Raw genomic sequence first — 20514 nt, forward strand, 5'->3', positions numbered from 1 at the left:
TCTTATCTGGTTATCAGGTTGTCAGACTAAGTAGTGCGAAGAAAAAGGCGCTGACCCGCAGCGCCCGTCACGTGATGTTCATTCCATGGCTGGCAGATCCAGCTTCAGGCGCTTGGCCGAGGCCCGCAGGTGCGCTTCGGCGCAGGCCGCGGCGCGGTGGCGGTCACCGTCTGCAATCGCCTGGTACAGCGCCTGGTGTTCGCGATTGGCGTCGGCCGAGCCGCCCACCGAATGCGCCGCCGAGTTCTCCCACGCGGTCTTGCGCGCGGCAGCCAGCTGGCCGCGCAGAAAGTCATGGAAGGCGACGAAGTAGTCGTTCTTGCTGGCTTCGGCAATTGCGCGGTGAAACTCCACGTCGGCAGCCGCCGCCACGTCGAACTGGCTGCGCTTGTCGATCATTTCCTGCAGGGCCTTGGCCATGCGCGCCAGGTCTGCCTGGTCGCGGCGCTGGGCGGCAATCGAAGCGGCCTGGGTTTCGATCCACAGGCGCACTTCGAACATCTGCACCAGGTCGGCACTGCGCCCGTTGTTGCTGGGGAAGCGGAACACCGTGCCGGTCGGATTCTGCGAAATGTACGAGCCCAGCCCGCGCCGGGCGATCAGTACGCCATCGGCCTTGAGCTGGGAGATCGCCTCGCGCACCACCGAGCGGCTGACATTCAGCTGTTCGGCCAGTTGCTGCTCGGTGGGCAGGCGTGCTTCGGCAGCCAGGCGCCCCGAGTCGATCTCGGTGCGGATGGCGCTGACGACGCGTTCCACCAGGGTGTCGGGGCGTTGAAGCTCGAGCATGAAGGATAAAGCCAGTAGGTCAGGTTGTCAGACAATGCCCGTACAGCCGCATGTTGTCAAGAATGTGCCTGGGGTTGCAGGCGATAGAACGCCCGTGCGTTACCCCACAGCACGCGCTCGACACTGGCGCTGCCCAGCGTGTGGCGGATCAGCTGGATATCGGCCGGGTCGAACGGGCGCGGTGCGCGGGTGGAGGGCAGGTCGCTGCCGAACATCAGGGCGTGGGGGTTGGCGGCATCGATGTCGCGCAAGGCAGCGGCCACATCGAAATCGACCCGGCCAAAGCCGCAGGCCTTGATGCGCACACCTGCCTCGGCCAGTTGCAGCAGCGCCGGCAGGCCGTCGCGGCGCAGGCCCAGGTGATCGATGCTTACCGCCGGCAAGCGGCGCAGCAGCGGGGTCAGCTCGCCCAGCTCGCGCGAATCGACGTACAGCTCGACGTGCCAGCCGGCCAGTTCGAACACGCGCAGGGCCATGGCTTCGAGCTGATCGGCCTGCGCCGAGCCGCCGCGCTTGAGGTTGAAGCGCAGCGCACGCACGCCGGCGGCATCCAGCGCGAGCAGCTCGGCATCGCTGATGCCGGCCGGCACCTGGGTCACCCCCACGTAGCCTGGGCCCAGCTGTTTCAAGGCGGCCAGCAGGTAGCCCTGGTCGAAGGCCTGGAACGAGCCCGACACCACCGCGCCGCCGCAGATGCCCAGCGGCGTGACGGCCGCCAGGTAGTCTTCGGTGGTGAAGGCCTCGGGCAGGTAGCCGTTGTTGGGCACCAGCGCGAAGCGCGGGTCGATGATGTGGCAGTGGGCGTCGAAGATCGGCTGGGGCATGGGGGCTCCTTGACGGGGTTACAGCTCGCTGACGTAGGTGCCGGTGCCCTTGAGGATGTTCTGCAGGGTCTGCTCGACTTCGGCGAGGTCGGTGCCGTCGCTGCTGAGGGTGATTTCCAGATGATCGGCGCCGTTGAACACGTCGGCGTCTCCCGGTGCCACTTCGATCAGCAGGCGCCTGGCACTGAGGGTGACCTTGATGCCGTCCAGTGTGCTCGGTTCGTCATCCAGGGTGATGTCCACCGTGTCTTCGTCCGGGTAGCGGGTCATGAGGAACATCTGGCCCTTGTCGCTGTGGCAGCACAGGGTGGCCATGTTGTCTTCTTCATCATCGCAGGGGGTGGCGAAGAGCAGGGGGGTGGTCAGTTGCATGGACGGCTCGGTGGTCAAGAAGTGAAACGCGAGTGTGCCAGTCTTCGGTCAATGGATAAATCGCCGCCTGCCGCTGATTGACCGAATATGTCGCAGCATCGCAAGCAGGGGTGACCGGCCAGTCGTTAAGCTGCCCTGTCGATGGACAACCCGACGACACCCAGCGTGTGGTTGGCTATGGTTGATCCGAGCATGACGGCATGTGCGCGACGCTTCACTCAATAACAAGCCCAAGCGGAGTACCACAGATGGCGTTTTTCACCGCAGCCAGCAAAGCCGACTTCCAGCATCAACTGCAGGCGGCCCTGGCGCAGCACATCGGGGAACAGGCACTGCCACAAGTGGCGCTGTTTGCCGAGCAGTTCTTTGGCATCATCTCTCTTGACGAATTGACCCAGCGTCGCCTCTCCGACCTGGCCGGCTGCACCCTCTCGGCCTGGCGCATCATCGAACGCTTCGACCACACCGAACCCCAGGTTCGGGTCTACAACCCCGATTACGAACGCCACGGCTGGCAGTCCACCCACACGGCCGTGGAAGTGCTGCACCATGACCTGCCGTTTCTGGTCGACTCGGTGCGTACCGAGCTCAACCGCCGCGGCTACAGCATCCATACCCTGCAGACCACCGTGCTCAGCGTGCGTCGCGGGGCCAAGGGCGAGCTGCTGGAGATTCTGCCCAAGGGCACCCAGGGTGAGGGCATCCTGCAGGAATCGCTGATGTACCTGGAGATCGACCGCTGCGCCAATGCCGCCGAGCTCAACCTGCTGGCCCGCGAGTTGGAGCAGGTGCTGGCCGAAGTGCGCGTGGTGGTGGCCGATTTCGAGCCGATGAAGGCCAAGGTGCGCGAGCTGCTCGAGCTGATCGACCACACGGCCTACGCCCCGGCCGCTGCCGAGAAGGACGAGGTCAAGAGCTTCCTGCAATGGCTGGTGAGCAACCATTTCACCTTCCTGGGCTACGAAGAGTTCGTGGTCAAGGCCGACGCCCAGGGCGGCCAGCTGGAGTATGACGAGCAGTCCTTCCTCGGCCTGACCCGCCGCCTGCGCAGCGGCCTAAGCGCCGACGACCTGCGCATCGAAGACTACGCCGTCAATTACCTCAACGAGCCGCTGCTGCTGTCGTTCGCCAAGGCCGCGCACCCCAGCCGCGTGCACCGCCCGGCCTACCCGGACTACGTGTCGATCCGCCAGCTGGACGCCGACGGCAAGGTGATCAAGGAATGCCGCTTCATGGGCCTGTACACCTCGTCGGTGTATGGCGAAAGTGTGCGGGTGATCCCGTACATTCGCGGCAAGGTCGCCGAAGTGGAGCGCCGTTCGGGCTTCGACGCCAAGGCCCACCTGGGCAAGGAGCTGGCCCAGGTACTCGAGGTGCTGCCGCGCGACGACCTGTTCCAGACCCCGGTGGATGAGCTGTTCAGCACCGTGATGTCGATCGTGCAGATCCAGGAGCGCAACAAGATTCGCGTGTTCCTGCGCAAGGACCCCTACGGGCGCTTCTGCTATTGCCTGGCCTATGTGCCGCGCGACATCTATTCCACCGAGGTGCGCCAGAAGATCCAGCAGGTGCTGATGGAGCGCCTGAAGGCCAGCGACTGCGAGTTCTGGACCTTCTTCTCCGAGTCGGTGCTGGCCCGCGTGCAACTGATTCTGCGGGTCGATCCGAAAAACCGCATCGACATCGACCCCCAGCAGCTGGAAAACGAAGTGGTGCAGGCCTGCCGTTCGTGGCAGGACGACTATGCCAGCCTGACCGTCGAGAGCTTCGGCGAGGCCCAGGGCACCAATGTGCTGGCCGACTTCCCCAAAGGCTTCCCGGCCGGCTACCGCGAGCGCTTTGCCGCGCATTCGGCGGTGGTGGACATGCAGCACCTGCTGACCCTGTCCGACAGCAAGCCGCTGGTGATGAGCTTCTACCAGCCGCTGACCCAGGCCGGCAAACAGCAGCTGCACTGCAAGCTGTACCACGCCGACACCCCGCTGGCGCTGTCGGACGTGCTGCCGATCCTGGAAAACCTGGGCCTGCGCGTACTGGGCGAGTTCCCGTACCGCCTTCGCCACAGCAATGGCCGCGAATTCTGGATTCATGACTTTGCCTTCACCTACAGCGAAGGCCTGAACCTGGATATCCAGCAGCTCAACGACACCCTGCAGGATGCCTTCGTGCACATCGTCAACGGCGACGCCGAAAACGATGCGTTCAACCGTCTGGTGCTGACCGCCGGCCTTCCGTGGCGCGACGTGGCGCTGCTGCGCGCCTATGCCCGCTACCTCAAGCAGATTCGCCTGGGCTTCGACCTGGGCTACATCGCCAGCACCCTGAACAACCATACCGACATCGCCCGCGAGCTGACCCGGCTGTTCAAGACCCGCTTCTACCTGGCGCGCAAGCTGGCCGGGGATGACCTGGACGACAAGCAGCAACGCCTGGAACAGGCGATCCTGAGCGCGCTGGACGACGTGCAGGTGCTCAACGAAGACCGCATCCTGCGTCGCTACCTGGACCTGATCAAGGCCACCCTGCGCACCAACTTCTACCAGACCGACGCCAATGGACAGGCCAAGTCGTACTTCAGCTTCAAGTTCAACCCAAGGCTGATTCCCGAGCTGCCCAAACCGGTGCCCAAGTTCGAGATCTTCGTGTATTCGCCGCGGGTCGAGGGCGTGCACCTGCGCTTTGGCAACGTGGCACGCGGCGGGCTGCGCTGGTCGGACCGCGAAGAGGACTTCCGCACCGAAGTGCTGGGCCTGGTGAAGGCGCAGCAGGTGAAGAACTCGGTGATCGTGCCGGTAGGTGCCAAGGGTGGCTTCCTGCCGCGCCGGCTGCCGCTGGGCGGCAGCCGCGACGATATCCAGGCCGAAGGCATCGCCTGCTACCGCATCTTCATTTCCGGCCTGCTGGACATTACCGACAACCTCAAGGACGGCGTGCTGGTGCCGCCGGTCAACGTGGTGCGTCACGACGATGACGACCCGTACCTGGTGGTGGCGGCCGACAAGGGCACCGCGACCTTCTCGGATATCGCCAACGGCATCGCCATCGACTACGGCTTCTGGCTGGGCGACGCCTTTGCCTCGGGCGGTTCGGCCGGCTACGACCACAAGAAGATGGGGATTACCGCCCGTGGTGCGTGGGTTGGCGTGCAGCGCCATTTCCGCGAGCGTGGCATCAACGTGCAGCAGGACCCGATCACCGTGGTCGGTGTGGGCGACATGGCCGGCGACGTGTTCGGCAACGGCCTGCTGATGTCCGACAAGCTGCAACTGGTGGCCGCCTTCAACCACCTGCATATCTTCATCGACCCGAACCCGGAGCCTGCCAGCAGCTTTGCCGAGCGCAAGCGCCTGTTCGACCTGCCGCGGTCGGCCTGGAGCGACTACGACACCAGCATCATGTCCGAAGGTGGCGGGATCTTCTCGCGCAGTGCCAAGAGCATCGCCATCAGCCCGCAGATGAAGGAACGCTTTGCCATCGAGGCCGACAAGCTGACCCCGACCGAGCTGCTCAATGCGCTGCTCAAGGCGCCGGTCGACCTGCTGTGGAACGGCGGCATCGGCACCTACGTCAAGTCCAGCGAAGAGAGCCACGCCGATGTGGGCGACAAGGCCAACGACGCGTTGCGCGTGGACGGCAACGAGCTGCGCTGCAAGGTGGTGGGCGAGGGCGGCAACCTGGGCATGACCCAGCTGGGTCGGGTCGAGTTCGGCCTCAACGGCGGCGCGACCAACACCGACTTCATCGACAACGCCGGTGGCGTGGACTGCTCCGACCACGAGGTCAACATCAAGATCCTGCTCAACGAGGTGGTGCAGGCCGGTGACATGACCGAGAAGCAGCGCAACCAGTTGCTGGGCAGCATGACCGACGAAGTGTCTGCGCTGGTGCTGGGCAACAACTACAAGCAGACCCAGGCACTGTCGCTGGCGGCGCGCCGGGCGCGTGAGCGGATTTCCGAGTACAAGCGCCTGATGGCCGACCTGGAAAGTCGCGGCAAGCTGGACCGGGCCATCGAGTTCCTGCCTACCGAAGAGCAACTGGCCGAGCGCATTGCGGCCAACCAGGGCCTGACCCGGGCCGAGCTGTCGGTGCTGATCTCGTACAGCAAGATCGACCTCAAGGAAGCCCTGCTGCAGTCGCTGGTGCCGGATGACGACTACCTGACCCGCGACATGGAGACGGCCTTCCCGCCGTCGCTGGTGAACAAGTTCGCCGAGGCCATGCGTCGCCATCGCCTCAAGCGCGAGATCGTCAGCACCCAGATCGCCAACGACCTGGTCAACAACATGGGCATCACCTTCGTGCAGCGGCTCAAGGAGTCCACGGGCATGAGCCCGGCGAACGTGGCCGGTGCCTACGTGATCGTGCGCGACATCTTCCACCTGCCGCACTGGTTCCGCCAGATCGAGGCGCTGGACTACCTGGTGCCCGCCGAAGTGCAGCTGACGCTGATGGACGAGCTGATGCGCCTGGGCCGCCGGGCCACCCGCTGGTTCCTGCGCAGCCGTCGCAACGAGCAGGATGCCGGGCGTGACGTGGCCCACTTCGGGCCCAAGATCGCGGCGCTGGGGCTCAAGCTGGACGAACTGCTGGAGGGGCCGACCCGCGAGCGCTGGATGACCCGCTACCAGGGCTTCGTCGAAGCCGGCGTGCCGGAGCTGCTGGCGCGCATGGTGGCTGGCACTACGCACCTGTACACCCTGTTGCCGATCATCGAGGCTTCCGATGTGACCGGCCAGGACCCGGCCGAGGTGGCCAAGGCGTTCTTCGCCGTGGGCAGCGCACTGGACCTGACCTGGTACCTGCAGGAAATCAGCAATCTGCCGGTGGAGAACAACTGGCAGGCACTGGCACGTGAAGCGTTTCGCGATGACATCGACCTGCAGCAGCGCGCCATCACCATCTCCGTGTTGCAGATGGTCGATGCGCCTGCCGACATGGATGCGCGGGTAGCCTTGTGGCTGGCGCAGCATGCGGTGATGGTGGAGCGCTGGCGCGCGATGCTCGATGAGCTGCGTGCGGCCACCGGCACCGATTACGCCATGTACGCGGTGGCCAACCGCGAGCTGGTTGACCTGGCGCTGAGCGGGCAGTCGGCGGCGGTGCCGTCGTGAGTGTGTAGCAGGTAAAAAGAAGCCCCGGCCTGTGCCGGGGCTTTCTTTTGGCGGGGTGGGCCATTGCGCCGGCAAGGCCGGCCGGGCGCCTTACTTGAAGCGCCGCTCCACGCCTTTCTCCACCAGGATCTTGGCGGATATCTCTTCCACCGAAAAATGCGTGGAGTTGATGTTGGGAATGTTCTCGCGCCGGAACAGGTTCTCCACTTCGCGCACCTCGAACTCGCACTGGGCAAAGCTGGCGTAGCGGCTGTTGGGCTTGCGCTCGTGGCGAATGGCAGTGAGGCGGTCGGGGTCGATGGTCAGGCCGAACAGCTTGTGCTGGTGGTTCTTCAAGGCCGGTGGCAGTTGCAGGCGCTCCATGTCGTCTTCGGTCAGCGGGTAGTTGGCTGCGCGAATGCCGAACTGCATGGCCATGTACAGGCAGGTGGGGGTCTTGCCGCAGCGCGATACGCCCACCAGGATCAGGTCGGCCTTGTCGTAGTAGTGGGTGCGCGCACCGTCGTCGTTGTCCAGGGCGAAGTTCACCGCCTCGATGCGCTCCATGTAGTTGGAGTTGCCGCCGATCGAGTGCGATTTGCCCACCGAATACGACGAATGGGCGGTCAGCTCCTGTTCCAGCGGCGCCAGGAAGGTCGAGAAGATGTCGATCATGAAGCCGTTGGAGGTAGCCAGGATCTCGCGAATATCCTGGTTGACGATGGTGTCGAAGATGATCGGGCGCACGCCGTCGCGTTCTGCGGCGGTATTGATTTGCTGTACCATGGTGCGCGCTTTGTCCACGGTGTCGATGTACGGTCGCGTGAACTTGTTGAACCCGATGCTCTCGAATTGTGCCAACAAGCTTTGTCCCAGCGTTTCGGCAGTGATGCCGGTGCCGTCGGAAATAAAGAAAGCAGATCGTTTCATTTGCGCCTTGGGCCTTAAGCTGGTGACGATTCTTGGATATGATACGTTCGGTTTGCCGAACATCCCTGGTCGGCATTCTCACTTATTTTCCAGGTCCAGGCCACAAACGCCCGGTACGGTCACAGCGAACTGACCGGCGTCATGAGCTTTTCCAACACAGTTAGTGGAGAGATCACCTTGGTAGAGTACGTAGTTTCCCTCGATAAGCTCGGCGTCCATGATGTAGAGCATGTGGGGGGCAAGAACGCATCCCTCGGAGAGATGATCAGTAATCTCGCGGGCGCCGGTGTATCGGTCCCCGGCGGCTTTGCCACTACGGCTCAGGCGTATCGTGACTTTCTCGAGCAGAGCGGCCTGAACGCCCAGATCCATGCCGCCCTCGACGCGCTGGATGTGGATGACGTCAATGCCCTGGCCCGCACCGGCGCACAGATCCGCCAGTGGATCATGGAAGCCGAATTCCCCGAGCGGCTGAACACCGAAATCCGTACCGCCTTCGCCGAAATGTCCCAGGGCAACCCGAACATGGCTGTCGCCGTGCGTTCCTCGGCCACTGCCGAAGACCTGCCGGACGCCTCGTTTGCCGGGCAGCAGGAAACCTTCCTGAACATCCGCGGCGTGGACAACGTGATCCGCGCGGCCAAGGAAGTGTTCGCCTCGCTGTTCAACGACCGCGCCATTTCCTACCGCGTGCACCAGGGCTTCGACCACAAGCTGGTGGCCCTGTCGGCCGGCGTGCAGCGCATGGTGCGTTCCGAAACCGGCACCGCCGGCGTGATGTTCACCCTGGACACCGAGTCGGGTTTCCGTGACGTGGTGTTCATCACCGGCGCCTACGGCCTGGGCGAAACCGTCGTGCAGGGCGCAGTCAACCCCGACGAATTCTACGTGCACAAGGGCACCCTGCAAGCCGGGCGCCCGGCCATCCTGCGCCGCAACCTGGGCAGCAAGGCCATCAAGATGATCTACGGCGACGAGGCCAAGGCCGGTCGTTCGGTCAAGACCGTCGATGTCGACAAGGCCGACCGCACCCGTTTCTGCCTGAGCGACGGAGAGGTCAGCGAGCTGGCCAAGCAGGCCATGATCATCGAGCAGCACTACAAGTGCCCGATGGACATCGAGTGGGCCAAGGACGGTGACGACGGCAAGCTGTACATCGTGCAGGCGCGCCCTGAAACCGTGAAGAGCCGCGCCCAGGCCAACGTCATGGAGCGCTACCTGCTCAAGGAAACCGGCACCGTGCTGGTGGAAGGCCGTGCCATCGGCCAGCGCATCGGCGCCGGCAAGGTGCGGATCATCAAGGACGTGTCGGAGATGGACAAGGTCCAGCCCGGCGACGTGCTGGTGTCCGACATGACCGACCCGGACTGGGAACCGGTGATGAAGCGCGCCAGCGCCATCGTCACCAGCCGTGGCGGGCGTACCTGCCACGCCGCGATCATTGCCCGTGAACTGGGCATTCCGGCGGTGGTCGGGTGCGGCAACGCCACCCAACTTCTCAAGGATGGCCAGGGCGTGACCGTGTCGTGTGCCGAAGGCGATACCGGCTTCATCTTCGAAGGCGAGCTGGGCTTCGACATTCGCCAGAACTCGGTGGATGCCATGCCCGACCTGCCGTTCAAGATCATGATGAACGTCGGCAACCCGGATCGCGCATTCGATTTTGCCCAGCTGCCCAACGCCGGTGTCGGCCTGGCACGCCTGGAATTCATCATCAACCGCATGATCGGCGTGCACCCCAAGGCACTGCTCAACTATGCCGGCCTGCCGGCCGAGCTCAAGGAAAGCGTCGACAAGCGCATTGCCGGCTACGGCGATCCGGTCGGTTTCTACGTCGAGAAGCTGGTCGAGGGCATCAGCACCCTGGCCGCAGCGTTCTGGCCGAAGAAGGTCATCGTGCGCCTGTCGGACTTCAAGTCCAACGAGTACGCCAACCTGATCGGCGGCAAGCTGTACGAGCCGGAAGAAGAAAACCCGATGCTGGGCTTCCGTGGCGCCTCGCGCTACATCAGCGAATCGTTCCGTGACTGCTTCGAGCTCGAGTGCCGTGCACTCAAGCGCGTGCGCGACGAAATGGGCCTGACCAACGTCGAGATCATGGTGCCGTTCGTACGGACCCTGGGCGAAGCCAGCCAGGTGGTCGACCTGCTGGCCGAGAACGGCCTGGGCCGTGGCGTCAACGGCCTGCGTGTGATCATGATGTGCGAGCTGCCCTCCAACGCGATCCTGGCCGATGAGTTCCTCGAGTACTTCGACGGGTTCTCCATCGGGTCCAACGACCTGACCCAGCTGACCCTGGGCCTGGACCGCGACTCCGGCATCATTGCGCACCTGTTCGACGAGCGTAACCCTGCGGTCAAGAAGCTGCTGGCCAACGCCATCCAGGCCTGCAACAAGGCCGGCAAGTACATCGGTATCTGCGGCCAGGGCCCGTCCGATCACCCTGACCTGGCCAAGTGGCTGATGGAGCAGGGCATCGAAAGCGTCTCGCTGAACCCTGACTCGGTGCTCGAAACCTGGTTCTTCCTGGCCGAGGGCCAGGCCCAGGCCTGATGCGCTGAAGAGGAGCGGCCGCCAGCCAGGAGGCGTCGGGCGGCCGCTTCAACGGATTTTCAGGGCGTGATCCAGTGATGGGCTCGCCCTTTTTTGTGCAAGTAACCTATGCAAAGCAGCAGTACTCTTTTTCCCGTTGCCCTGCTCAGTGCCGAGCGGCGCGGCGACCTCAGCGAAGATGTGTATCGGCTCAAGGCCGGCAACAGCCCCGACCGTACGGTCGAGCTGGCGCTGACACGCCTTGGCATGGCCGACCAGAGCGAGGTGCGCGGTGCCCCGGTCATCCTGTTGCATGGCAGCTTTTCCAACCGGCGCTTCTGGTTCTCGCCGCGCGGTATCGGCCTGGGCGCGACCCTGGCACGCGCCGGTTTCGACGTGTGGATACCGGAAATGCGCGGCCATGGGCTGTCACCCCGCAACCGCGACTACCGCCACAACCGTGTGGCGGACTATGCCCGTTACGATCTGCCGGCAATTGCCGCGTTCGTGTGCGAGGTGAGCGGGCGCACCCCGCACTGGATTGGCCACTCGCTGGGCGGTACCACGCTGGCGGCAGCACTGGGCGGGGCTTACCTGGCCCAGGAGCAGGTCGCCAGTGCGGCCTTTTTCGGCACCCAGGTCAGCCGAACCTACTGGCCATTGAAAATCCCACCGGTGGAGTGGGGCGGGCGCCTGCTGCTCAAGCGCTTTGCACACCTGTCAGGTTCGCGGCTCAAGCGCGGGCCCGAAGATGAGCCCATCGGCCTGGCGCTGGAAAGCATGCGCTGGTTCGGCCTGTTCGGACGCTTTGGCGACAAGCAGAGCGACTGGTGGGCCGGGCTTGCCGAGGTGCGCGTGCCGGTGCTGGCGGTGGCTGGGGCCGGAGATCACCAGGACCCGGTGTGGGCCTGTCGCAAGTTGTTCGAGCAAATAGGCAGCGAGCACAAGCGTTTCGTGCGGCTGGGGCGCGAGGAAGGCTTCGACAATTTCGGTCATGTCGATATGCTGGTCAGCAAACCGGCCCAGGCCCAGGTGTGGCCGCTGGTGGAGCGCTGGCTGAGCGACCCGCAGGCCATGCTGGCCCCGGCCGAGACAGGTGACCCGCAGCCCGTCGGCGTGTAGCCTTGGTTAAACGCCGGTGCGCCGGCTTCGTCTTTTCAGTGAACGTGTGAAATCCGCTTTCCATTCAATTGGCCATCGACAGGAGTTTCCCATGCATTACCTTACCCCCGACTTGTGTGACGCCTACCCGGACCTGGTGCAGGTGCTGGAGCCGATGTTCAGCAACTTCGGCGGCCGCGATTCGTTCGGCGGTCAGATCGTCACCGTCAAGTGCTTCGAGGACAACTCGCTGGTAAAGGCGCAAGCCGACCTGGATGGCAAGGGCAAGGTGCTGGTGGTCGACGGCGGCGGTTCGCTGCGCCGGGCGCTGCTGGGTGACATGATTGCCGAGAAGGCCGCCAAGAATGGCTGGGAAGGGCTGGTGATCTACGGTTGCGTGCGTGACGTGGATGCGCTGGCGCAAACCAATCTGGGTGTGCAGGCGCTGGCCAGCCACCCGATGAAGACCGACAAGCGCGGCATTGGTGACCTGAATGTGGTGGTCACGTTCGCTGGTGTGACCTTCCGGCCGGGGGAGTACGTGTACGCTGACAACAACGGTGTCATCGTGTCGCCCAGCCCGTTGAAGATGCCCGAGTAATTTTCGCTGACGGTGCGTGGGGTAGGGATGTTCGAGGAAGAAAACGCGCAGTGGGGGCTGGTGCATGCCCTGGTACTCGATGGCAAGGGCGGTGCGCGTTCGATCGCTCGAACCGAACTGGACGATCTGCAGTTGCAGCCGGAGCAGAGCCTGTGGCTGCACTGGGATCGCAGCCACCCGCAAACCCAGACCTGGCTGCGCCATGACAGCGGCCTGAGCCCCTTCGCCTGTGACCTGCTGCTGGAGGAAAACACCCGGCCGCGCCTGGTGCCTTTACCGGATGCGCAGATGTTGCTGTTTCTGCGCGGGGTCAACCTCAACCCGGGCGCCGAACCCGAAGACATGGTGTCGGTGCGTATCTTCGCCCAGGCGCAGCGGGTGATTTCGCTGCGCCTGCGGCCGCTGCGGGCCACCGACGAGCTGCTTCAGCAACTGGACGAGGGGCGTGGCCCGACCACGGCCTCCGAGCTGTTGCTGAGCCTGGCCCAGTTGCTGACCGAAAAGGTCCAGGCGCTGGTGTCGGACCTGTCCGAAGTGGTGGATGAAGAGGAAGAAAAACTCGAATCCGACGAACGGTATACGCCTGAGCACGGCAGCCTGCAGCAGATGCGGCGGCGCGCCGCCGGCCTGCGTCGGTTCCTGGCGCCGCAGCGGGAAATCTATGCGCAGCTGGCGCGCAACAAATGGCCATGGTTCGCGCCGGACGATGCCGACTACTGGAACGAGCTCAACAACAGCCTGATCCGCTACCTCGAAGAGCTGGAACTGACCCGCGAGCGCGTGGCGCTGGTGCTTGAAAGCGAGGACCGGCGCCTGAGCGAACGCATGAACAAGACCATGTACCGCTTCGGAATCATCACCTGTATCTTCCTGCCCATGAGCTTTCTGACCGGCTTGCTGGGCATCAACGTGGGGGGCATTCCGGGTTCGGAAAACCCCTATGGCTTCCTTTATGCCAGCTTGCTGGTGCTCGTGCTGGCCCTGGGCCAATGGTGGCTGTTTCGCCGTCTTCGCTGGGTATAGGGGCACTTTCTTGAAATTTCCTACAACATTTGCGCAGATTGTTCATGTGACCCGCCCTATGAGCGTCTCGTCTTTGACAGACATTGCGCGAGGTGCCCATGCACGATCCGTTTGAAGAATCCCTGCGGGACCTGCTCAAGGCCTCGCCGTCCGGCAAAGACCGCGACGACGACGCCTGCCTGGGCCGGGTCCTCAAGACCGCCAACCGTCAGGTAGGCGCGGGCGATCTGTTCAGCCTGCTCGGCCGTTGGAGCCAGGCGCTGATGATCGCCGTGAACAATGGCTCGGCGCATGTCGCGCCGGTGCGTCGTAACGCTTCTGCCCGTAAAGCTGATAAGGCTGATTGATTATGGAACTTGATCTCTGGACCCAGAGCCTGGTGGCGGCGATGACCGCCTTGTGGACCAAAGTCGCCAACTTCATCCCCAACCTGTTTGGGGCGCTGGTGGTGGTGCTGCTGGGCTTTGTGGTTGCCAAGCTGCTCGATACCCTGTTGTCCAAGCTGCTGGCCAAGCTTGGCCTGGATCGCCTGATGGGCGGCACCGGCCTGACCAAGATGCTCAGCCGGGTGGGCATCCAGGTGCCGATCTCGACGCTGATCGGCAAGATCGTCTACTGGTTCGTGCTGCTGATCTTCCTGGTTTCGGCCGCCGAATCCCTGGGGCTTGAACGTGTTTCGGCGACCCTGGACATGCTGGCGCTGTACCTGCCCAAGGTGTTTGGCGGTGCGCTGGTGCTGCTGGCCGGTGTGCTGCTGGCCCAGATCGTCAACGGCCTGGTGCGCGGTGCCGCCGAGGGCATCGGCCTGGAATACGCCGCAGGGGTCGGGCGTATCGCCCAGGGCCTGGTCATCATCATCAGCATTTCGGTGGCCATCAGCCAGTTGGAGGTCAAGACCGACCTGCTCAACCACGTGATTGTCATCGGGTTGATTACCGTTGGTCTGGCAGTTGCGCTGGCCATGGGCCTGGGCAGCCGTGAAATCGCCGGGCAGATCCTGGCTGGAATTTACGTACGTGAGCTCTATCAGGTCGGCCAGCAGGTCCAGATTGGCGAGGTCGAGGGGCAGATCGAAGAGATCGGCACGGTCAAGACGACCGTGCTCACCGACGAGGGTGAACTGGTATCGCTGTCGAACCGGATCCTCCTGGAGCAGCGGGTCAGTAGCCGCTAACCGGGCAAATCCTGCTAATGTATTCCGCCGCAAAATCGCCCAGGCAGGGCGAGCGGCGACAATGACCTGACTGTCGGCCAGATTTGTTTTGAATAAAGTTCACTCGCTGCCCATGCGTTACGACCCCCGCGAGCTCACTGATGAGGAGTTGGTGGCGCGTTCGCATGAGGAGCTTTTTCATGTTACTCGCGCCTATGAAGAGCTCATGCGGCGCTACCAGCGGACCCTTTTTAACGTGTGTGCACGTTATCTGGGGAACGATCGGGATGCTGACGATGTCTGTCAGGAGGTGATGTTGAAGGTGCTGTACGGCCTGAAGAATTTCGAAGGCAAGTCGAAATTCAAGACCTGGCTCTACAGCATCACCTACAACGAATGCATCACCCAGTACCGCAAGGAGCGGCGCAAACGTCGTTTGATGGATGCGCTAAGTCTCGATCCGCTCGAGGAGGCCTCTGAAGAGAAGGCCCCCAAACCGGAAGAGAAAGGCGGGCTGGATAAATGGCTGGTTCATGTGAACCCGATCGACCGCGAAATCCTGGTGCTACGATTTGTCGCAGAGCTGGAGTTCCAGGAGATCGCCGACATCATGCACATGGGCCTGAGCGCCACGAAAATGCGCTACAAGCGTGCGCTCGACAAGCTACGCGAGAAATTTGCGGGCCTCACCGAAACTTAGTGAGTCGCAAATATCTCTAACGTATCGACAAGGTCTGCTAAACTTGTCGACGAGTTGTCCCCCGGGTTTGGTGGGACTACTTAACAATCACCAGATGGGGATTTAACGGATGAAATTGAAAAACACCTTGGGCTTGGCCATTGGTTCTTTTGTTGCCGCAACTTCCTTCGGCGCTCTGGCACAAGGCCAAGGCGCAGTCGAAATTGAAGGCAACGTCACCAAGCAGTACTACGACAGCGAGCGTAACTTCAAGAACGACGGCACCAATCCTGGTGTTCGCCTCGGTTACTTCCTGACCGACGACGTGTCCTTGGACCTGGGCTACAACGAGACTCACAACGCTCGTGGCGACGTGTTCAACAAGGACATCAAAGGTTCCAAGGCCAAGCTGGACGCCACCTACCACCTGGGTACCGTTGGTGACGCAATCCGTCCTTACGTATCGGCTGGTTTCGCTCACGAGAGCCTGGGCCAAGCTACCCGTAACGGTCGCGATCACTCCACCTTCGCCAACCTGGGCGCTGGCGCCAAGTGGTACATCACCGACAACCTGTTCGCCCGTGCTGGCGTTGAAGCGATGTACAACATCGACAACGGCAACACCGAGTGGGGCCCATCCCTGGGTCTGGGTCTGAACTTCGGTGGTAGCGGTGGCAAGGTTGCACCGACTCCTGCGCCAGCTCCAGTAGCTGAAGTCTGCTCCGACAGCGACAACGATGGCGTGTGCGACAACGTCGACAAGTGCCCTGACACCCCAGCCAACGTCACCGTTGACGCTGATGGCTGCCCGGCTGTTGCTGAAGTCGTTCGTGTAGAGCTGGACGTCAAGTTCGACTTCGACAAGTCGGTCGTCAAGCCAAACAGCTACGGCGACATCAAGAACCTGGCTGACTTCATGAAGCAGTACCCATCCACCACCACCACTGTTGAAGGTCACACTGACTCCGTCGGTCCTGACGCTTACAACCAGAAGCTGTCCGAGCGTCGTGCAAACGCCGTGAAGCAGGTTCTGACCAACCAGTACGGTGTTGAGTCGAACCGCGTTGAATCGGTTGGCTACGGTGAGACCCGTCCGGTAGCTGACAACGCCACCGAAGCTGGTCGCGCTGTCAACCGTCGCGTTGAAGCTCAAGTAGAAGCCCAAGCCAAGTAATTGGTCTGACGCTTGAGAAAAGCCCGGCTCCGGCCGGGCTTTTCTTTGCCTGCGATTTGATCGGGCGGTGGGTGCAAGGCGTACGCGGGCCTGTCTTCGTCGCGGCTGCACCGCTATAATCGCTGCCTTCCCACACCTCGAGCTAAGCCTGCCCATGTATACCCTGGCCCGCCAGCTGCTGTTCAAACTGTCCCCGGAAACCTCCCACGACCTGTCGCTGGACCTGATCGGTGCAGGTGGGCGCCTGGGCCTCAACGGGCTGTTGACCAAGGCGCCGGCGCAGTTGCCGGTAACCGTCATGGGCTTGCAGTTCGCCAACCCGGTCGGGCTGGCAGCGGGGCTGGACAAGAACGGTGCCGCCATCGACGGCTTCGCTCAACTGGGCTTCGGTTTCGTCGAGATCGGCACCGTCACCCCGCGCCCGCAGCCAGGCAATCCCAAGCCACGGCTGTTCCGCTTGCCTGAAGCCGAGGCGATCATCAACCGCATGGGCTTCAACAACCTGGGCGTCGATCATCTGCTCGAGCGTGTGCGTGCGGCCAATTACCATGGCGTGCTGGGCATCAATATCGGCAAGAACTTCGATACCCCGGTGGAGCGGGCAGTGGACGATTACCTGATCTGCCTGGAGAAGGTCTACGGTCACGCCAGCTACGTCACCGTCAACGTCAGTTCGCCCAACACCCCGGGCCTGCGCAGCCTGCAGTTTGGCGATTCGCTCAAGCAACTGCTCCAGGCCCTGGCCGAGCGCCGTGAGGCGTTGGCCCTGACCCATGCCAAGCGCGTACCACTGGCCATCAAGATTGCCCCGGACATGAGCGATGAGGAAACCGCACAGGTGGCGTCGGCTTTGCTGGCCACTGGCATGGACGCAGTGATCGCGACCAACACCACCCTCAGCCGCGAAGGCGTGGAAGGCCTGGCACATGCTGACGAGGCCGGTGGGCTGTCGGGCGCCCCGGTACGCGACAAGAGTACCCACACGGTGCGCATGCTGGCCGCCGAACTGGGTGGCAAGCTGCCGATCATCGCAGCAGGCGGTATCACCGAAGGCAAGCACGCCGCCGAGAAGATCGCGGCCGGCGCAAGCCTAGTGCAGATCTACTCCGGGTTCATCTACAAGGGGCCTGCGCTGATTCGCGAGTCGGTGGACGCCATCGCCGCCATGGGGCCACGCTGAGCGGGCATAAAAAAGGGCCCCTCAAAAGGGGCCCCTGGGCCGCAGCCCGCCGCTCGGATAGAGCGTGCATGGTGACTAGAATTCAGATCCTCGTTCAGCCAACGGCGTGAAGTTCGTTGAGTCTATGGATACCCGCAGTGCCGGTCATACCGTCCCAGTTGTCGCCACGTCCCTCGCGCCAGCCGTTGACCCAGGCTTGGCGTACTGACGGTAGAGTAAAAGGGCAAAGCTCGCGGGATTTGCCGGTGACCCCATATTGGTAGCCACGTAAAAATGCTCTTTCCAACGGATCACGCTTAAGTCTTCTCATAGGGTGTTGCCCTCACTTGTTGACTGTAATGTCCCGTCGGCCTCGGCTGAGGCCGGGCAGAGTCGTTCTGCCGGTTATGCGCTCGCTGCCGGCGTGGCGAGCTGGAAGTGTTGCCCCGTTGCAGGACAACCTGATACGAGTTCTAACCAATGCAGGTCACAGTGTGAATGATCGTTTTGTCATAAGGACGTAACCTTTCCAAGGGTCAGGGGATAAGTAAAAAATTGCTTCAGCGGCGAAATGAAGGCAAAGCCAGCTATGATCAGGCTTTGCTCATGGCTCAGGTCAGAACGCCATCGTTGAGAATCACTTCCAACGCAGGGGCTCAAAACGACGAAGGGTCATAAAAAGTCGCAGTTTTACTAGAATTTTTCATTCTGCCGGACGATCAAAGCCTTTTTACCCTGGGGTAAATGGCCGTTGTCCGGCGGCCCGGCGCCATGTCAGCGCCATTCGAACGCCTGCTGGAAGGCGTTCGATCAAACAGCGAAGGGGCGATGCGCTTGCCTTTTCACCTATTGCTCAAGGCTTGGATTACTCATGTCGGACCGTTTCGAACTCTATCTCACCTGCCCCAAGGGCCTGGAAGGCCTGCTTGCCGAAGAAGCCCGTGGGCTGGGCCTGGAGGATGTGCGAGAGCACACCTCGGCCATTCGCGGCGAAGCCGACATGGAAACCGCCTATCGCCTGTGCCTCTGGTCGCGTCTGGGCAACCGCGTACTGCTGGTGCTCAAGCGCTTCAACATGAAGAACGCCGATGACCTGTATGACGGGGTCAACGCCGTCGACTGGCAGGATCACCTGGAAGCCACTGGCAGCCTGGCTGTGGAGTTCAGCGGGCACGGCTCGGGCATCGACAACACCCACTTCGGCGCGCTCAAGGTCAAGGATGCCATCGTCGACAAGCTGCGCAACGCGGCGGGCGAGCGGCCTTCGGTAGACAAGCTCAACCCCGATCTGCGTGTGCACCTGCGCCTGGAACGCGGCGAGGCGATTCTGTCCCTGGACCTGTCCGGCCACAGCCTGCACCAGCGAGGCTACCGTCTGCAGCAGGGGGCTGCGCCACTGAAGGAAAACCTTGCCGCTGCCGTGCTGATCCGTGCCGGCTGGCCGCGTATTGCTGCCCAGGGCGGCGCGCTGGCCGACCCGATGTGCGGTGTGGGTACCTTCCTGGTGGAGGCGGCGATGATTGCCGCCGATATCGCGCCGAACCTGCGCCGCGAGCGCTGGGGCTTCAGCGCCTGGCTGGGTCACGTGCCGGCGCTGTGGCGCAAGCTGCACGACGAGGCCAAGGCGCGCGCCGAAGCCGGGCTGGCACGTCCGCCGCTGTGGATCCGCGGCTACGAGGCCGATCCGCGGCTGATCCAGCCAGGGCGCAACAATGTCGAGCGGGCGGGCCTGAGCGACTGGATCAAGATCTACCAGGGCGAAGTGGGCAGCTTCGAGCCGCGTCCCGACCAGAACCAGAAGGGCCTGGTAATCTGCAACCCGCCCTACGGTGAGCGTCTGGGTGATGAAGCCAGCCTGCTGTATCTCTACCAGAACCTGGGTGAACGCCTGCGCCAGGCCTGCCTGAACTGGGAGGCGGCGGTATTCACCGGCGCGCCCGATCTGGGCAAGCGCATGGGTATTCGCAGCCACAAGCAGTACGCCTTCTGGAACGGCGCGCTGCCGTGCAAGCTGCTGCTGATCAGGGTGCAGCCCGATCAGTTCGTCACCGGCGAGCGTCGTCAGCCAGAGCGCGAGCGGGGCAGCGAGCCGAGCGAGCCCGTGGTTTCAGTCGCCAGTGAGCCGGCGCGTCTGAGCGAAGGCGGGCAGATGTTCGCCAACCGCCTGCAGAAGAACCTCAAGCAGCTGGGCAAGTGGGCCAAGCGCGAGAACATAACCTGCTATCGCGTCTACGATGCCGACATGCCGGAATACGCGCTGGCCATCGACCTCTACCATGACTGGGTGCATGTTCAGGAGTACGCCGCGCCGCGTTCGATCGACCCGGAAAAAGCCCAGGCGCGTCTGTTCGATGCCCTGGCGGCGATCCCCCAGGCGCTGAACATCGACCAGAGCCGCGTAGTGATCAAGCGGCGCGAGCGGCAATCCGGCACCAAGCAGTACGAGCGCCAGAGCAGCCAGGGGCAGTTCACCGAGGTAAGCGAAGGCGGCGTCAAGCTGCTGGTCAACCTGACCGACTACCTCGATACCGGGCTGTTCCTCGACCATCGCCCGATGCGCATGCGCATCCAGCGCGAGGCGGCCGGCAAACGCTTCCTAAACCTGTTCTGCTATACCGCCACGGCCAGCGTGCATGCGGCCAAGGGTGGCGCGCGCAGCACCACCAGTGTCGACCTGTCGAAAACCTACCTGGATTGGGCACGGCGCAACTTCTCGCTCAACGGCTTCTCGGACAAGAACCGCCTGGAGCAGGGCGACGTGATGGCGTGGCTGCAGGCCTGCCGCGAGGAGTACGAGCTGATCTTCATCGACCCGCCGACCTTCTCCAACTCCAAGCGCATGGAAGGGGTATTCGACGTGCAGCGTGACCATGTGGAGCTACTTGACCTGGCCGTTGCGCGCCTGGCACCGGGTGGCGTGCTGTATTTCTCCAACAACTTCCGCAAGTTCCAGCTCGACGAACACCTGCAGGAGCGTTACGCGGTCGAGGAGATCACCGCCCAGACCCTGGACCCGGATTTCGCGCGCAACAGCAAGATCCACCGCGCATGGCGCATCCAGGCGCGCTGATGACGCGCAGGATG

General features: G+C 63.0%; 16 protein-coding genes. 11 read left to right on the forward strand and 5 right to left on the reverse strand.

Annotation, left to right across the window (positions count from 1 at the left end; translation table 11 throughout):
• Positions 1-78 precede the first annotated feature (78 nt).
• The 3 genes from MF6396_RS01835 to MF6396_RS01845 are packed head-to-tail and all read right to left on the reverse strand — an operon-like array spanning position 79 to position 1985.
• Positions 79-789 carry a FadR/GntR family transcriptional regulator gene (locus tag MF6396_RS01835; protein ID WP_078479584.1) on the reverse strand — a complete coding sequence of 237 codons (711 nt, stop codon included), beginning with the start codon at positions 787-789 and terminating at the stop codon, positions 79-81.
• Between the two features lie 56 nt (positions 790-845).
• Positions 846-1613, reverse strand: a complete 768-nt coding sequence (locus tag MF6396_RS01840; RefSeq protein WP_054916211.1) for an amidohydrolase family protein — start codon at positions 1611-1613, stop codon at positions 846-848.
• Positions 1614-1631: 18 nt separating this feature from the next.
• Positions 1632-1985, reverse strand: coding sequence for a hypothetical protein (locus MF6396_RS01845; protein ID WP_043864617.1), 354 nt, complete (start codon positions 1983-1985; stop codon positions 1632-1634).
• Positions 1986-2233: 248 nt separating this feature from the next.
• On the opposite strand from MF6396_RS01845, the gene MF6396_RS01850 reads away from it, so the two are divergent.
• Complete coding sequence (locus MF6396_RS01850; protein WP_054916210.1) at positions 2234-7099, forward strand: NAD-glutamate dehydrogenase; 4866 nt, start codon at positions 2234-2236, stop codon at positions 7097-7099.
• 90 nt (positions 7100-7189) lie between these two features.
• Here the strand turns inward: MF6396_RS01850 and ppsR are convergent, their stop codons facing one another.
• Entirely contained in the window at positions 7190-8008 is an 819-nt protein-coding gene (gene ppsR / locus MF6396_RS01855) for a posphoenolpyruvate synthetase regulatory kinase/phosphorylase PpsR (RefSeq protein WP_043864615.1), read from the reverse strand.
• A gap of 177 nt (positions 8009-8185) precedes the next feature.
• Between ppsR and ppsA the strand changes: the two genes are divergently transcribed.
• The 9 genes from ppsA (at position 8186) to MF6396_RS01900 (ending at position 17451) form a co-directional block, all read left to right on the forward strand.
• Complete coding sequence (gene ppsA / locus MF6396_RS01860; RefSeq protein WP_078479585.1) at positions 8186-10561, forward strand: phosphoenolpyruvate synthase; 2376 nt, start codon at positions 8186-8188, stop codon at positions 10559-10561.
• A gap of 108 nt (positions 10562-10669) precedes the next feature.
• Entirely contained in the window at positions 10670-11662 is a 993-nt protein-coding gene (locus tag MF6396_RS01865) for an alpha/beta fold hydrolase (protein WP_078479586.1), read from the forward strand.
• Positions 11663-11753: 91 nt separating this feature from the next.
• Positions 11754-12242: a ribonuclease E activity regulator RraA gene (gene rraA / locus MF6396_RS01870; RefSeq protein ID WP_043864612.1), complete on the forward strand. Its 489-nt coding sequence runs from the start codon at positions 11754-11756 to the stop codon at positions 12240-12242.
• 27 nt (positions 12243-12269) lie between these two features.
• A complete protein-coding gene (locus MF6396_RS01875) occupies positions 12270-13265 on the forward strand; it encodes a zinc transporter ZntB (protein ID WP_043864611.1) in 996 nt (331 codons plus the stop codon).
• Between the two features lie 98 nt (positions 13266-13363).
• Positions 13364-13612: a hypothetical protein gene (locus tag MF6396_RS01880; RefSeq protein WP_043864610.1), complete on the forward strand. Its 249-nt coding sequence runs from the start codon at positions 13364-13366 to the stop codon at positions 13610-13612.
• Between the two features lie 2 nt (positions 13613-13614).
• A complete protein-coding gene (locus MF6396_RS01885; RefSeq protein ID WP_043864609.1) occupies positions 13615-14439 on the forward strand; it encodes a mechanosensitive ion channel family protein in 825 nt (274 codons plus the stop codon).
• 112 nt (positions 14440-14551) lie between these two features.
• Positions 14552-15118, forward strand: a complete 567-nt coding sequence (sigX, locus tag MF6396_RS01890) for an RNA polymerase sigma factor SigX (RefSeq protein WP_010223317.1) — start codon at positions 14552-14554, stop codon at positions 15116-15118.
• Positions 15119-15227: 109 nt separating this feature from the next.
• Positions 15228-16271: an OmpA family protein gene (locus MF6396_RS01895; RefSeq protein WP_043864608.1), complete on the forward strand. Its 1044-nt coding sequence runs from the start codon at positions 15228-15230 to the stop codon at positions 16269-16271.
• Between the two features lie 154 nt (positions 16272-16425).
• Positions 16426-17451, forward strand: coding sequence for a quinone-dependent dihydroorotate dehydrogenase (locus MF6396_RS01900; RefSeq protein WP_043864607.1), 1026 nt, complete (start codon positions 16426-16428; stop codon positions 17449-17451).
• A gap of 94 nt (positions 17452-17545) precedes the next feature.
• Here MF6396_RS01900 and rmf read toward each other — a convergent pair whose 3' ends face one another.
• Positions 17546-17761, reverse strand: coding sequence for a ribosome modulation factor (gene rmf, locus MF6396_RS01905; RefSeq protein ID WP_078479587.1), 216 nt, complete (start codon positions 17759-17761; stop codon positions 17546-17548).
• Between the two features lie 540 nt (positions 17762-18301).
• On the opposite strand from rmf, the gene rlmKL reads away from it, so the two are divergent.
• Positions 18302-20500, forward strand: a complete 2199-nt coding sequence (gene rlmKL / locus MF6396_RS01910; protein WP_078479588.1) for a bifunctional 23S rRNA (guanine(2069)-N(7))-methyltransferase RlmK/23S rRNA (guanine(2445)-N(2))-methyltransferase RlmL — start codon at positions 18302-18304, stop codon at positions 20498-20500.
• Positions 20501-20514: the final 14 nt, after the last annotated feature.

Source organism: Pseudomonas sp. MF6396 (assembly GCF_002018915.1).
Lineage (GTDB): Bacteria > Pseudomonadota > Gammaproteobacteria > Pseudomonadales > Pseudomonadaceae > Aquipseudomonas > Aquipseudomonas palmensis.